9 protein-coding genes are annotated in these 15,338 nt (G+C 65.6%); 7 read left to right on the forward strand and 2 right to left on the reverse strand.

Annotated features, from left to right (window positions below):
• Nucleotides 1–1,112 precede the first annotated feature (1,112 nt).
• Complete coding sequence (locus NTV05_08520; GenBank protein MCX6544445.1) at nt 1,113–2,381, reverse strand: hypothetical protein; 1,269 nt, start codon at nt 2,379–2,381, stop codon at nt 1,113–1,115.
• A gap of 168 nt (nt 2,382–2,549) precedes the next feature.
• Here NTV05_08520 and NTV05_08525 point away from each other — a divergent pair, with 168 nt between their 5' ends.
• Nucleotides 2,550–3,560 carry a hypothetical protein gene (locus tag NTV05_08525; GenBank protein MCX6544446.1) on the forward strand — a complete coding sequence of 337 codons (1,011 nt, stop codon included), beginning with the start codon at nt 2,550–2,552 and terminating at the stop codon, nt 3,558–3,560.
• A gap of 7 nt (nt 3,561–3,567) precedes the next feature.
• On the forward strand, nt 3,568–4,794 hold the full coding sequence (locus NTV05_08530; protein MCX6544447.1) for a PLP-dependent aminotransferase family protein: 1,227 nt from the start codon (nt 3,568–3,570) through the stop codon (nt 4,792–4,794).
• On the opposite strand, the gene NTV05_08535 is transcribed toward NTV05_08530, so the two are convergent.
• A complete protein-coding gene (locus NTV05_08535; protein MCX6544448.1) occupies nt 4,766–6,064 on the reverse strand; it encodes a PQQ-binding-like beta-propeller repeat protein in 1,299 nt (432 codons plus the stop codon). The genes NTV05_08530 and NTV05_08535 overlap by 29 nt on opposite strands.
• A 74-nt stretch (nt 6,065–6,138) precedes the next feature.
• On the opposite strand from NTV05_08535, the gene NTV05_08540 reads away from it, so the two are divergent.
• Genes NTV05_08540 through lptB form a run of 5 tightly spaced genes read left to right on the forward strand, consistent with a single transcriptional unit; the run spans nt 6,139 to nt 15,312 of the window.
• Nucleotides 6,139–9,708, forward strand: coding sequence for a DNA polymerase III subunit alpha (locus NTV05_08540; GenBank protein ID MCX6544449.1), 3,570 nt, complete (start codon nt 6,139–6,141; stop codon nt 9,706–9,708).
• A gap of 20 nt (nt 9,709–9,728) precedes the next feature.
• On the forward strand, nt 9,729–10,733 hold the full coding sequence (locus NTV05_08545; GenBank protein ID MCX6544450.1) for an acetyl-CoA carboxylase carboxyltransferase subunit alpha: 1,005 nt from the start codon (nt 9,729–9,731) through the stop codon (nt 10,731–10,733).
• Complete coding sequence (recJ, locus tag NTV05_08550) at nt 10,733–12,460, forward strand: single-stranded-DNA-specific exonuclease RecJ (protein MCX6544451.1); 1,728 nt, start codon at nt 10,733–10,735, stop codon at nt 12,458–12,460. The genes NTV05_08545 and recJ overlap by 1 nt, the downstream gene beginning before the upstream one ends.
• On the forward strand, nt 12,457–14,586 hold the full coding sequence (gene lptC / locus NTV05_08555; GenBank protein MCX6544452.1) for an LPS export ABC transporter periplasmic protein LptC: 2,130 nt from the start codon (nt 12,457–12,459) through the stop codon (nt 14,584–14,586). The genes recJ and lptC overlap by 4 nt, the downstream gene beginning before the upstream one ends.
• Entirely contained in the window at nt 14,587–15,312 is a 726-nt protein-coding gene (lptB, locus tag NTV05_08560) for an LPS export ABC transporter ATP-binding protein (GenBank protein ID MCX6544453.1), read from the forward strand.
• Nucleotides 15,313–15,338: the final 26 nt, after the last annotated feature.

Raw genomic sequence — 15,338 nt, forward strand, 5'->3', positions numbered from 1 at the left:
ACTGGCGAGCGCACCGAGCAGCAGCCACAACGCGTAAACCACGCCGGCGAGCGTCACGAGCTCAGCCAGCACGATCAGATGTCCCACTCCGTCAAACGCCGGGAGCCTGAGGGCGTAGACTCCCGCCTGATCGTTGGAGAAGTAGACGTCGTAGGCACGCCCAGCCGAGGCCTCCCTGCTCCAGAATGGCGTTCGTGACGCGTAGACACGTCGGAACGTCTCATCGTCGAGCGTCCAGACTCCCGAGGCAGACTCGAACAGCGGACGGCGGCTCCATCCGAAGACCGCAAACTCGGTCCCACGGGCGTGGGAGGCGTCCGGCTCCACGTCCCCGATCGTCCGGAAGAACTCCACGTAGGGATTCTGCGAACTGAGAAACGGCAAGGCAGCATAGTCGAGCATCGCGTGAATCACGATTGCCCCGGCCATGTGGCGTCCCGTGGGACCATCGACGCAGAGGCCCCGTCCGGCGTGCAGGAGCCGGCGCTCTTCAGAGCCGAATGGAGACACCTCCTCGAACAAGTCCCAGCCGCACGAGGCCTCCTGCCACTTCTGCTGGGAGGAGGTGTACTCGGGCAGATTGAGCGCAAAGCGGCTGACCAGCGTGCCGTCGGCCGAATACAGTTCGACTGCAGAGGTCAGGCGGTATGCGCCCAGATCGGTTTCTGACCAGACGAGGAATGCTGATTCAGTGGGAGGCGACGCCGTCCGCGGCAGAGTCTGAGTTCCGGCCAGTTCGGCGAGGCCTGCCATCTTGTCTATCTGGCCCAGGGCGCGGCGCACGCGCATCTGCAGGTCGTCCCGCTGGCGCATGACCTGCGGGGCGAGTCGGGTTTCGACCACCGCGCGATTGGCGCTGGTGGCATGGGCGAAGGCCGCCGGGTAGAACGCGTACGACGGCAGTGCCAGCGCCAGAAACAGGGCCGACATCGAGGCGCTCTGCGAGGCCCGACGCTGCCAGTGGGCGAAGCGGACCGATCCCCAGGCCAGCGCCATTATGAGCAGCGCCGGCGGCCCGATCGTCCAGCCCGTCGTGGCCGCGGGTGTCAGTCTGTTCGCGGCGATCCACACGACGAGCGGTCCAAGCCAGCAGAACATCCACGCGCCGCGGATCAGCAGCGTCCTGCCGGGGTTGAACCAGAGGAGTCCAAATCGCAGCAGGGTGACCGCTCCCCACACGACTGCGGCGTGGAGGGCAAGGACCGCGACCGCGAGGGCCAATCGTCCGGCGACCCATGGATGCACCGAGAAGCTGACCAGATCGATGCCGGGGACCTTCGCCAGCGTGTAGAGAAGAGCGCGAACGATGAGTCGCCTGGCCGCACGACGCGACGGTAGCGTCTCGACGCGATCCGAAGACGCGTCACCGCCTCTGCCGCAATCGGGACCAGTGCCAGAAGGGCGAGAGCTGTCGCGAGCAGGTCGACCGGCGCCGCGAGGTACGGCGTCGCTGCGCCAGCCCCAAGGCCTGTCACATCCAGGGTTGGCATGATCCCTGCGAGCGAAGCCGCGATCCGGCCCAGAACGCGAGCTCCGACGATCGCGAACATCGCGCCGAAGACCCGAGCTGCGGCAACCGCCGCCGGGTGGCGTCCGGCGGGCCGAGCCATTAGCGGCAGCGCCAGCCACCCGCATAGCAGCGCACAAAGTCCGACCGCGATCGCTGCGGTCGTCCTTCGCAGACGCGCCCTGGCCGTTGCGACGTCCTCTGCGAGTACAGACCCTTCGAGCACCGGCTCTCCCGACGAGGCGGCAAGCAGAAAGCCGTCTGAAAACCGCGATTGGCCGGCACCCTCGGGCGACACACGCAGATGCACGGGAACCAGCATCGACGGCCACAGCAGCGCGTCGGCGGTCGGGCCGGCTGTCGAGGGCAGATCCCGCTCACAGACAATGGTCCCGATTCGGCGGATCGCCCCGCCGACTTGTTCCACGATCGGCTGAGTCTTGACGAGGCGAGCCCCTAGCGGCCCTGCCGCGACAAACACCGCCGCCGGGCCTCCAACGCGAGCACGCAGTCCCGTGAGGTCAGACGGCCGCCCGGCCCAGGCCAGGGGCGTGTCTTGGGAGGAGTAGACCGTCAGCGCCGCGCCGCCGTCGACCTCTGAGGCCAGGACGGCGAACAGGTCACGGCTTGCCGTCAGATTCGACGCCGCGCGGCCGATGAGATCCTGTCTGCCGGCGATCTTGGATGTCGTGGCGTCCAGTGCCGTCACGATCGTCGCAAACGACGTCTTGACGTCCGCGGCGACGCGGTCGATGCCGTCGCGATCGCTGCGTCCGAGTTGATGCAGTTCCCAGGCGAGGCCGCCGGCACCGACGCTCAGCTGCAGCGCGGCGAACCATGCGAGGACGCGTCGGTACGGTGGCGGGATTCGCATCACATGTTGATCTGCTGCAGCATAACCGTGGCGGCGCTTGGCGACAAGGCGGGGTTCCGAATCACACGTCGCCGCACGACTCGCGGCAAAGCGTGCTATAAGAGGAGACGGTCGCCGCGCGGAAACGGGTCTCCACGCCTCCTCTCGCGGACAGGCCGGACTTGCGCGATGATCCAACCCATCACGGTCAAGACTGTCATCAAGCGCGGCGCACTCGTCGCCGCGGCCAACTGGCAGTTGACTGCTATTCAGTTTGTGGCGGATTCCACGCTCAAGATGCTGATCAGCGTGCCTGTTGTCGGAGGCGTGCTGCTGGTCGCCCTGGTGCTCGGGCGGGATCTGCCCGAACTGGTCGGCGGAGATCTGAGGGCGAGCGTGGCGTTTGTGGCATCGGCACTGCTGGCCGAGCCTTACGCGCTGGCCGCGTTTCTGGTTGCGCTGGCCCTCGTGGCGGGCGCCGGAGCGGCCTTCATGGTGCTGGTCAAGGGCGGGACCGTCGTCATTCTGGCGCAGGCCGAACGGGAGGCCGCGCCGGTCGAGGAGCCGCCGCTGGTGTTGCGGCTGTTCTGGACGGCGGCCACGTTTTCGATTGAACGATACCAGATCGGATGCGCGAGGGTATTTCGCCGCTATCTTCGGCTGGCGCTGCTGCTGGGCGCCATCTACGCCATCTCGGCGGCCGCCTATCTGGGAATCCTGTTCGGGCGGTACGGTGTCACGCTCGAGAGCGGACTCGACTGGACCCTTGCGGCGGTGACCCTGTCGGCCGCGATGGTGCTCTGGATCACGCTGATCAATTTCTTCTATTTGCTCATTCAAGCGGTCATCGTCGTTGAGGATTGCAGCGTCAGGAATGGCGCTCGGCGCGTCTTCGGCTTCCTGCGAGCGGCCCCCCGCCTGGCCTTCAGCGTGCTGGGCGTGATGCTGGGTCTGTTCCTTGGCGCGACGTTCGTGTCGTTGATTGCCACCACCAGCCTGGGCCTGATCGCCTTCGTGCCGCTTGCGGGCCTCGCCGTCGTGCCGTTGCAGTTGGTGGCGTGGATGTTCCGCGGCGTGGTGTTCCAGTATCTTGGGCTGAGTGCGCTCGGGGCCTACCTCTCTTTGTACCGGCGGCATGCGTCCGCGGGTTCCGAGACCGTCGATGAACCACCAGCCCCACTGACGTCACTTGAAGGATGACGCCATCATGATCAATTACAGCAGGTATCTGTCCAGCGCCGGCGAGACGATGCAGGGCTCGGCCATCCGCAAGATGGGGGTCGTGGCCGCTGGCGTTCCCGACATCATTTCGCTCGCACCCGGCTATCCCGATCCGAAGGCGTTTGCCTGGGACGAGTTCCGGGACATTGCGTCCTCGCTGCTGAGCGGGAGCGATCCGAACGCCTTGCAGTACGGCCCCACGCGGGGAATCCGGCCGCTGCTCGAAGCGCTCGGCGAGATCGTGGCGGGTCGGGGTATCGCGACAACCACCGACCAGATACTGGTGACCACCGGATCGCAGCAGGGGCTGGATCTGCTCGCGCGAGTGCTCTGCAATCCGGGCGATGTCGTGCTGGTCGAGTTGCCGGTCTATACCGGAGCGATTGCGGCGTTTCGGAACGCGCAGGTCGATCTGGTGGGCGTGCGACAGGGGGCGGATGGCATCGACCTGGATCATCTCGAACACGTCCTGGCGCAGCAGCGCGCGGCCGGCAAGCGGGTCAACGTCGTCTATGTCGTGCCGAACTTTCAGAATCCCACGGGGCAGTTGATTTCGCTGGAGAAACGCCGGAGCCTGTTGACGCTGGCCGAACGGCATGATCTGCTCATCATCGAGGACGATCCGTACGGTGAACTCTATTTCAACGATGGCGACGCGCGCCTCACGCGGCCGATCAAGGCGGACGATGGCGAGGGGCGCGTCGTGTACTTGAGCAGTTTCTCGAAAACCCTGGCGCCGGGTTTCCGAGTCGCGTGGATCGTGGCGCCCGAACCGCTGGCCGCCAAGTTCGACTTGGCGAAGCAGGCAGCGGATCTCTGCACCGGGGCGCTCGATCAGCGCATCGTGCTCGAAGCCTGGAAGCGAGGGGTGCTGGTCGGACACCTTCCCGGATTGCGGGTGCATTATCGCGAGAAGAAGTCGGCGATGGAGTCAGCCATGCGGCAGCACCTGGCCGGTGTGGCCTCGTGGCGGGAGCCTCGTGGAGGATTCTTCCTCTGGGTGGAGCTGCCGGCGCAACTGAGCGGGGAGGCCCTGCTGGAACGGGCGATGCGAGAGAAAGTGGTCTATGTAGCCGGCGCGGCGTTCTTCGTCGATGGCACCGGACAGCATTTCATCCGGTTGTCGTTCTCGCTGCCGCCGATTGATCGCATCACGGAAGGCGTCAAACGCCTGGCGCGCGTCGTCAAGACCGCCCTATCGGAGACTTCCTGATGATTCCTGGCGGCAGGGTTTCCGGCAGCAGCAGCCTTCCGGGAGGGTAGAGCATCGGGACCAGGGGCGGTTCGATTGGTTCGAGCGTCTCCGGTTGCATGAGAGTGCCCGGCATCGGATCGAGCGGCTCGAGCGGAGGCTCGACGTGGGGTCCAATCGCGAGCAGTTGGCCGCCAGCCGTGAGCACAATCGCGCGAGGCGGGACCGGACCCGACCACGGCACCACGTAAGGAGGATGGAGCGGACGCCCCACCACTGGCATCGTCTCCATCAGTGCGCCGCGATCGATCGAGAACGTCTTCATCTCGCCCGCGACGGTCGCCAGAATGAGGGTGTCGCCAAACAGAACCGGCCCTCCGACTGGCCTGGACGGCAGGCGCTGTTCCCACTTCATGTCGCCACCGCCTCGGCCGAGCGCGACCAGTGAGTTGTCCAGAGAGGCGAAGTACACGCGAGCGCGGTCGGCCGCGACGGCGCCGCCCACGTCGCCGCCGGTCCGCCACCGCCACCGCTGCTTTCCGCTGTCGGCGACAAGCGCGCACAGGAAATTGTCTGACGTTCCGACCACGATGCGGTCCTGGTCGAGCGTGAGCACGAGCGGATCGCCGCCGACCTCGCGGATCCACTGAGACTGGCCATTCGCTGTGGAGAGCGCCATCGCCTGGCCATTCGTCAGCCCGATGAAGATGCGATCGGACCGGCCGGCGGGCAGGGCGCGCACGGGGGCGGCAAGTGTCTGCCTCCAGAGGAGGCCGCCGTCGACCGGGCGGAGCAGCACCAGGTCCGGCTTCGTGGTGACGACCGCGATCCAGTTCGGGCCGACCGTCGGAGGCAGGACGCTCGGGGCTCCCAGCGGTTGTTGCCAGCGAACCTTGCCGTTGACGCTATCGAAGGCGATGAGCGTCGCCCCCTTGACCGCCAGCACCAGACCTTCGCTCGCGGCAGGAGGCGTCGTCACACCCTGGTTGACGGACCACAGCACGCTTCCGGTGGCCAGGTTTACAGCAACCAATCGGCCGTCGCGCATCCCCACGAACGCGCGGGTGCCGTCAAAGGCGGGCCGACCGATCGGGATCCCATCAAGGCTGGCGTGCCAGATCACATGGAGAGGACCCCAGAATGCCGGCACCGCGGGCCGCTTGGGCGCACCGAAAGCGGGACTGACGCCGAAAGCCGACAACAATGCCGAGATGAGCAGGGCACTACAACTCACGCGCGCCGCACCGCGCCGCGTCACGCAGACCGCGCGAATTGCCGTCCACACCGACATTGGTCGAACCACCCCGGTATAATACGACAAAGCCCCAGAGTCCGACCGGTGCCGACCCGTAGCGTGGGAGTGACATGGCCGAGTTTGTTCATCTGCATTTGCACACCGAATACTCGCTGCTCGACGGGGCGTGCCGCATCGAGGAGTTGCTCGGTCAGGCCGAACGCTTCAATATGCCGTCGCTGGCGGTGACGGAACATGGGAATCTGTTCTCGGCGATCTCATTCCACGACAAGGCCCGAAACCACGGCATCAAGCCGATTCTGGGATGCGAGGTCTACGTCGCGCCTGGCAGCCGACTGATCAAGAGCGGCACCATTGGGGAGACGGCGAATCATCTGGTGCTCCTCGCCGAAACCGCCGAGGGTTTTCGCAATCTCATTACGCTGGTGTCGTCCGGCTATACCGAGGGGTTCTACTATCGGCCAAGGATCGACAAGGACCTGCTGGCCCAGCATGCGAAGGGTCTGATCGGCCTCAGCAGCTGCCTCAAAGGAGAAGTGCCGAGCCACCTGCGAGCCGACCAGATGTCGCGGGCAACGAGTGCGGCGGCGTTGTATCGGGACCTGCTCGGGCCGGGCAATTTTTTTCTGGAGATGCAGGACCAGGGGTTGCCCGAGCAGGCTGGTGTCAACCGGGGGCTGGTGGAGATCTCGCGCGACCTCGGCGTGCCGCTGGTCTGCACCAATGATGTCCATTACCTGCGGCAGGGGGATGCCAAACCCCACGATATTCTGCTCTGCATCGGCACCGGCAAGACCGTCAACGCTCCCGAGCGCCTGAAGTACTTCGGGGATCAATTTTTTCTGAAGACGCCGGAGGAGATGGCGGCGGTGTTCGGCGACCATCCGGACGCGATGCGCCGGACGGTGGAGATCGCCGAGCGGTGCAACGTCGATCTCAGCGACGCCGGGCCGCATCTGCCGAACTTCCAGGTGCCCGAGCCCTATTCGGTCGAAGGCTACTTCGAGCACATGGTGCGGGACGGCTTCACCATGCGTCTCCAGCGACTGCAGGCGCTAGGGGCGCAGGGTGGACTGAGGCATTCGATCGAGGAGTACCGCACCCGCCTCCAGTACGAAATCGATGTCATCGAGCGTATGAAATATCCCGGGTACTTCCTGATTGTCTGGGACTTCATCCGCTACGCGCGCGAGCAGGGCATCCCGGTGGGCCCCGGCCGGGGTTCGGCGGCCAGCAGCCTCGTGGCGTATTGCCTGAAGATTACCGACATCGACCCGCTGCAGTACGACCTGCTGTTCGAGCGCTTCCTCAATCCAGAGCGGATCTCGCTTCCGGATATCGACATCGACTTCTGCGAGCGGCGGCGCGGCGAGGTCATCGAATACGTGACCCGCAAGTACGGCCGTGAGAACGTGGCGCAGATCATCACCTTCGGCACGATGAAGGCCAAGGCCGTCGTGCGCGATGTCGGCCGGGTGCTGGACATGTCGTACGCCGAAGTGGACCGGGTCGCCAAGCAGATTCCCGCCGCGCTCGAGATGACGCTGGACAAGGCGCTCGACGAGAATCCGGTGCTGCGCGACCTCGAGCGCAACGACACGCGGGTGTCGGAACTGCTCGCCATCGCCAAGCGGCTCGAAGGCATCGCGCGGCACGCCTCAGTGCATGCGGCGGGGGTCGTGATCACGCCTCGGCCGGTGACCGAATTTGCGCCGCTCTACAAGGGAGCCCGGGACGAAATCACGACCCAGTGGGGCATGAAGGAAATTGAGCGGATCGGCCTGCTGAAGATGGACTTTCTGGGTCTGAGCACACTCACGCTGATCCGCGACGCGCTGGACCAGATCGAAGCGACCACCGGTACACGACTGGATCTCGAAACGCTGCCGCTGGACGACACGCGGACGTTTGATCTGTTCTGCGACGGCCAGACGCTTGGCGTCTTCCAGTTCGAAAGCTCGGGCATGCGAGACATCCTGCGGAAGGCGAAGCCGCGCCGCTTCGAGGACCTGATCGCGTTGAACGCCTTGTACCGTCCCGGCCCGATCAAGGGCGGCATGATCGACGACTACATCGCCCGCAAACACGGCCGCGTCGACATCACGTATGAGTTGCCCCAACTCGAGCCCATCCTGAAAGAGACCTACGGGGTCATGGCCTATCAGGAACAAGTCATGCTGGTGGCCAGCGAGTTGGCCGGCTTCAGCCTGGGCGGGGCCGACTTGCTGCGAAAGGCCATGGGAAAGAAGAGCCAGTCGCTGATGGACGCCCAGCGCGAGGCGTTCATGAAGGGAGCGATCGAACGCGGCATTGCCGAAAAGAAGGCGACTCGCGTCTTCGATCTCATCCAGCAGTTTGCCGGCTACGGTTTCAACAAGTCGCATTCCACCACGTACGCGCTGCTCGCCTACCAGACGGCCTACCTGAAGGCCAACTATTCCCAGCACTTCATGGCGGCGCTGCTGACCATCGAGTCGCAGAATCCGGCCAAGCTTGCCACCTACCTGCACGAGTGCCGCGAACTGAACGTGCCCATCCTCCCCCCGGACATCAACGCCAGCGGCCTGGCGTTCAGCGTGACGCCGGCCGGCGTGCGCTTCGGCCTGGGCGCGGTCAAGAACGTGGGCGAGAGCGCCATCGCGTCGCTGCTGCAGGTGCGCACGGAACACGGGCGCATCCGTTCGCTGCATCGCTTGTGCGAAGACGTGGACCTGCGCCTGGTCAACAAGCGTGTGTTCGAGAGTCTGGCGAAGGCGGGCGCGTTCGATTCGCTCGCGGCGCCTGCCGGCTCGGAGCCTCCCGATCGGCCGCAGGTCTCCAGGCCCCGCCTGATGGCGGCGCTCGATGCCGCCGTCGAGTACGGCAGCCGGCATCAGCGGGATCGGGACAAGGGACAGACGCAGTTGTTTGGCGGCGACGACGGGGAGGAAGATGGTGCCGGCGACGTGCTGCTCCCTGCCGCGCCACCCTGGAGCGATGCTCAGCAGTTGGCGTACGAGAAGGAGGCGCTCGGCCTGTACTTGAGCGGGCATCCCATCGACCGCTTCGCCTGCGACCTCAAGCTGTTCGGAGCTCGCACCGTCGGCGATCTCGTTGGCGCGCCGGAACCCCCTGAGCCCCAGGACGATCAGGAACTGGGGCCCGATGGCCCGGGTGCGACGCATCGTGTTTCGGAAGACGTGGCGGTCGGCGGGATCGTCGCCGCGCTGCGTCCGCTCAAGACAAAGAAGGGCGACCGGATGGCGGCGTTCATGCTAGACGATCCGAACGGCACCATCGAGGTCGTGGTGTTTCCGGACGCGTTCGGCAAGGCCGCGGCGCTCCTGCAGAATGACGCGGTCGTTCTGGTGCGGGGCCGATTCGATCGAGACGACGATTCGATGCGGATTCTCGCCTCGGAGATCCAGCCTATTGAAGTCGTGCGGGCACAGGTGACGCGGCAGGTCGTGATTCGACTGGCAGCGTCGGCCAACGACAAGCGGGTCCTGGGCGGCGTGTCGGACGTCCTCGGCCGCCACAAGGGCGAGTGCCGGGTCGCCCTCGAGATCGACGTCGTCTCCGGTGAGCGGGATTTCCGGGTGCGCGCGGAATTGTCGGGGCAGATGCGCGTCCGACCCTCGGATCGGCTCGTGACCGATCTCGAGCGAATCTGCGGGCCCGGCACGGTCACGCTGCAGTAGGATTTGATCAGGGGAGTGTCATGGCTGTCGAACTGCTGGAATTCGAGGAACCCGTCGGGATCCTGTTGAAGGAGATCGAGGCGCTGAGCCTGATGCCGCGCACCGAAAGCCGCGGCCAGGATATCGATCGGCTCAAGGGACGCGTCGACAGCCTCCGATCCGAAATCTTTGCGAACCTGACGCCCTGGCAATGCGTGCTGGTCGCCCGCCACCTGGCCCGGCCCGGCACACTGGACTACATCCAGAGTCTCTTTACGGATTTCATCGAGATTCACGGCGATCGCCGTTTCGCCGATGACAAGGCCATCGTGTGCGGATCAGCCAGGTATCACGGGCAGCACGTCCTCGTGGTGGGGCACCAGAAGGGTGGCACGACGAAGGAGAAGATCGCCCGCAACTTCGGGTATGCCCGCCCGGAGGGTTACCGGAAAGCCATCCGGACGATGCGGTTGGCCGAGAAGTTCGGACGGCCGGTGATCGTGTTTGTGGACACGCCGGCTGCCTTTCCCGGGATCGAATCGGAAGAACGGGGCGTCGCCGAGGCCATTGCGTACAACCTCCGGGAGATGGCGGTGCTCGACGTGCCGGTGGTGATCGCGGTGTGCGGAGAGGGAGGCAGCGGTGGCGCGCTGGGAATTGCCATTGGCGATCGGGTGCTGATGCAGCAGTTTGCCATCTACAGCGTCATTCCCCCGGAAGGCTGCTCGGCAATCCTGTGGCGGGACTCTGCGCGGAAAGTCGAGGCAGCCCAGGCGCTGAAGCTCACAGGGCCGGATCTGATCGGCCTCGGAATCGTGGACGAGATCGTGGCCGAACCGCTCGGCGGCGCGCATCAGGATCCCGCGAAGGCTTCCCAGTTGCTGGATGAGGCGATTGCGCGAACGCTGGCCGAGATCAGCGCCTGGACATCGGAGGAACGGCTCGCGAACCGCTACAACAAGTTCCGCAACATGGGGCGGTTCGGCATCGACTTCGTCGACGGTGCGATGGCGGCTGGTCCAGAGTCCGAATCCAGTGCCCGCTGATGGTGTCCTACGTCTGGGAGGAGCTCTCGTGCGAGGACGCGCAGATTCGCGTACTGACCGGGGCGCTCGGGATCACACCGCTGCTGGCCCGGCTGCTGTGCCTGCGCGGCCTGACGACGCCGGACGCGGCTGACAGCTTCCTTCATCCGTCCCTCGATCAACTCCACGATCCGTTCCTCATGGAGGGCATGCGCGCGGCAGTCGATCGCCTGCTGAGCGCCGTGGCCAACGGCGAGCGGATCGTCATTCACGGCGACTACGACGTCGACGGCATCACCGCGACCGTCATCCTGCGCCGGACGCTCGAAATGCTCGGCGCGAACGTCGGCCATTTTGTGCCCGAGCGCCTCCGGGACGGGTACGGTCTGAATACGCCGGCGATCGAGCGCCTCCACGCCGAGGGCGTGCAACTCATCGTCTCGGTGGACTGCGGCATTCGAGGGATGGACGCCGGCCGGCGCGCGCGCGAACTGGGCGTGGATCTGATCATCACCGATCACCATCAGCCGGACGACGAACTGCCGGCTGCCGTGGCGATCATCAATCCCCGGCAGCCTTCGTGCACCTACCCCGACAAGAACCTGGCGGGCGTTGGCGTTGCGCTGAAGCTGGTCCAGGCACTCTGCGCCCGGACAGGGCACGACCGCTGGGTGCCCTCGTGCGTCAAGATTGCCGCGATCGGGACACTGGCCGATGTGGTGCCGTTGGTGGGTGAGAACCGCGTGATTGCCAAGCTCGGTCTCGAACTGCTGTCGCGCGGCCCCAACAAGGTTGGCCTGCGGGCGCTGATCGAAGCCTCCGGGCTGACGGGCAAGATCATCGACGGCTATCACGTGGCCTTCATGATTGCGCCGCGCGTGAACGCGGCGGGCCGCATGAGCACCCCGGATATCGCGATGCGGCTGCTGCTGGCATCCGATGAGAGTGCGGCGGCCGAAGCGCGCGACCTCGCCTCGCAGCTCAATCACGAGAATGAGCGGCGCCAGCAGGAGGAACGCGGCATCGTCAACGAGGCCCGGCGTCTGGTCGAGCACGATCCGGACATCGGCGCTCGTTCCGTGCTCGTGGTCGCCGGAGACGGATGGCACCGTGGCGTCATCGGCATCGTCGCATCAAAGCTGGTCGACACGTTTCACAGACCGTCCATCGTCATCTCGATCGACGGGGACCTCGCCCATGGGTCGTGCCGGAGCATTCCGGGTTTTGACATGCTGGCCGCACTCGAGGCGCATGGCGGGTATCTCGAAAAGTTCGGCGGGCATTGCGCCGCGGCGGGTCTGACCATGGAGTCGGGAAAGATCAAGGCGTTTCGGCAGGCGGTGACTGAGTGGGCCGACCAGCGGCTTGGGCCCGACGACGTGCGGCCCCGGCTGAGGCTCGACGCGGCATTGCGTTTTCCGGAGATCAATGAGGCCCTCGTCGAGACCCTCATGGCGCTGGCGCCGTTTGGGGCCGGCAACCCCAAACCGCTGTTCTGCGCGCGCGGCGTCGTCGTGGCTGACGGTCCCCGCCGACTGAAGGAACGGCACCTGAGCCTCAGTTTGCGGCAGGATGGTGTGCCATTGCGCGGCGTGTTCTGGCGCGCCGCCGGGCGGGCGGCCGAGATCGAACAGGCGCGTGCGGCGCTGGACGTGGCGTTCTCGGTCGAGCAGAATACGTTCAACGGGACCACCCGAATCGAGGTGTCGTTGGCGGATGTACGGGCGACCGGACAGGGCGACCGATGACTCGTTGGCGAAAGTGGCTTCGTGCGCTCATCGCGGTGTTCGGCGTGAGCTTTGCCATCGTGTTGTTTGTCACCATTCGAGACGCGAAGCGCCCCTCCCGGACAGTCCCGAACGTCACGCGCCTCGATGCGACCGCCGCCGCCGAAGCGACGAAGGGAACCGTCCGGAGTCTCGGTGCCAGGACGGAGAAGTGGAACGTCGAGTTCGAGCATAGTCTCGCCTACGCAGACGGCCGCCAGAAGCTGACCGGCGTTCGTGCGGTGGTGCCTCAGCGCGACGGGCGGTCCTTCCGGCTGAAAGGGAATGAGGCCGAGATCGGGCCTCGTCAGGAGCAGCTCGTGATGCGCGGCGCGGTCGAAATGACGTCGAGCGATGGTTTCGTGGGACACACCGAGGAGGCCTCGTTCAATCAGACGGAAGGCGTGCTCCGGACGCCGCTGGATTTCTCGTTCACCCGGAATCGATTGTCCGGGTCGTCGACGGGGATGACCTACGATCAGAACCGCGACATCATCTCCCTGTTGGAGCGCGCCGTGCTGATGATGGCGCCGTCCACCGCAGCCGGTGCCGCGACGACCATCGACGCAGGAACGGCGGTGATGGCGAGACGCGATCATTACGACCGGTTCGAGAGAGGGTTCCGACTGGTGAACGGCACGCGCGTACTCGAGAGCGACAGCGCCACAGCCTACCTGACCGATGACGACGCCACGGTGACGTCGCTCGAGATGCGGGGGAATTCGCGCATCAGCGGTCTCGGCGAGGGCGCGGGTGCGGTCAGGATGATGCATGCCGACGACATGAACCTGGAGTTCGCCGACGATGGTCGGACGCTGCAGGGCGCGACGCTCTCCCGCAACGCCGTAGTCGACATGGGCGACGCGGGGGACGGCGGCGGGGCGCGGAGTGTCTCGGCGGACTGGATTGACGTGCGCCTCCTGCCCGACGGCAGCACCGTGTCCGCGCTGACCGCCCGGGACAACATGATTTTGACGCTGCCGGCCAGCAAGGACGAACCAAAGCGGGTCATCACCGCTGCCACACTGGCCGCGAAGGGAGAGCCGGGCAAGGGATTGACCTCGGCGAAGCTGGTCGGCAATGCCGAGTACCGCGAGCTCCGGGAGACAGCGACCGGCCGTGTCATCCGGCGGGTCAGCGGGCGCATGCTGGACCTGGCCACCGAGCCCGGGCTCGGCGACATCGACGAGGCGAGATTCTCGGGCGCGGTCCGCTTTGACGACCCCCCGCTGCGCGCATCGTCTGGCACCGCCCGGTATCTGGTGAAGCGGGGCGCTATCGAGTTGGATGGCAACGACGAGACGACGGGGCTGATGCCGCGAGTCACCGATGGTCAGGTCACCATCGACGCACGCAAGATCAGTATCGCCGTCGACCAGCGGCAAGTGATCGCGACCAAGGACGTGCGAAGCGCGATGTTGCCGGCGTCGGCGGCGGGAGCCGGCGGGGGAGTGCACCGCGCCTCCATGTTGAAGCAGGATCAGCCCGTCTACGCCACGGCCGATCAGCTGGCGTACGACGGACTGAAGCATCTGGCGGTCTACACGACCAATGCGAGGCTGTGGCAGGGCGATACCGCTATTTCGGGCGACACGGTCACGGTGGATGACGCCAGCGGCAACCTGAGTTCGAAAGGACACGTTCGTTCCACGCTGATGCTCGAGCAGACCGATCCCAAAACGAAGCGGGTGGACCGGATGTCCAGCATCGCCACGGCCGACACCATGACATATCAGGAGGCGCAGCGACGCGCCACGTATACCACCAATGCCCACGCCTCGGGACCGCAGGGCGACCTGCATGCCAGCACAATCGAGATGTACCTGAAAGTGTCCGGCAGCGAACTCGATCGGGTGGAGGCGTACACCAACGTCACCACGCGGGACGCGACGCGCTTCGCGACCGGTGACCGCCTGACCTATTTCGCCGACGACGGGAGGTACGTGATGCTGGGCGCTCCCGTCACGGTGTGCGCGGACATGCGGGAAACCACGGGCCGCACTTTGAAATTCTTCAAGGATTCGAATACGATCACCGTCGACGGGAACGAGGAACTCCGCACCGAGATGAAGGGTGGCGCGAAATGCGGCGAGGCACGAAAACACTGAATGGCCACGCTCCGCACTGACGCGCTCACCAAGTCCTACAGCGGCCGCACGGTCGTCAAGGGCGTGAGTGTCGATGTGTCGTCCGGCGAAGTCGTCGGTCTGCTGGGGCCCAATGGCGCGGGCAAGACGACCACCTTCTACATGACGGTCGGACTGACCGCGCCCGATTCCGGCCGCGTGCTGCTCAACGGCAAGGACGTGACTGACGACCCGATGTATATCCGGGCCCGAAAGGGCATCGGGTACCTGCCGCAGGAGCCTTCCGTGTTCCGCGGTCTCACGGTTCAGCAGAACATCTACGCCATTCTGGAGACGCTCCCTCTCAAGTCGAAGGACCGCCGGGCACGCCTGCACGCACTGCTGGCCGAACTGAATCTCACGCCGCTGGCCGACGCGCCGGCGTACACGCTGTCGGGCGGTGAGCGCCGCCGCGTGGAGATCACCAGGGCGCTGGTCATCTCGCCCCAGTTCATCCTGCTCGATGAGCCCTTCGCCGGAATCGACCCGATTGCCGTCTCGGACATTCAGACGATTATCTTTCACCTCAAGCAGCGGGGAATCGGGGTGCTCATCACGGATCACAACGTGAGGGAGACGCTCCGCATCACCGACCGGGCCTATATCGTCAACGACGGTGTGATCTTCAGGAGCGGCACTCCCGACAGCCTCGCGGCCGACGAGGACGTTCGACGCATCTATCTGGGCGCGGATTTCCGGCTGGACTGACGGTCGTCCGAACGACTACACTTCGG

The organism is Acidobacteriota bacterium, from assembly GCA_026393755.1.
In the GTDB taxonomy this organism is placed as follows: Bacteria; Acidobacteriota; Vicinamibacteria; order Vicinamibacterales; family JAKQTR01; genus JBAXOX01.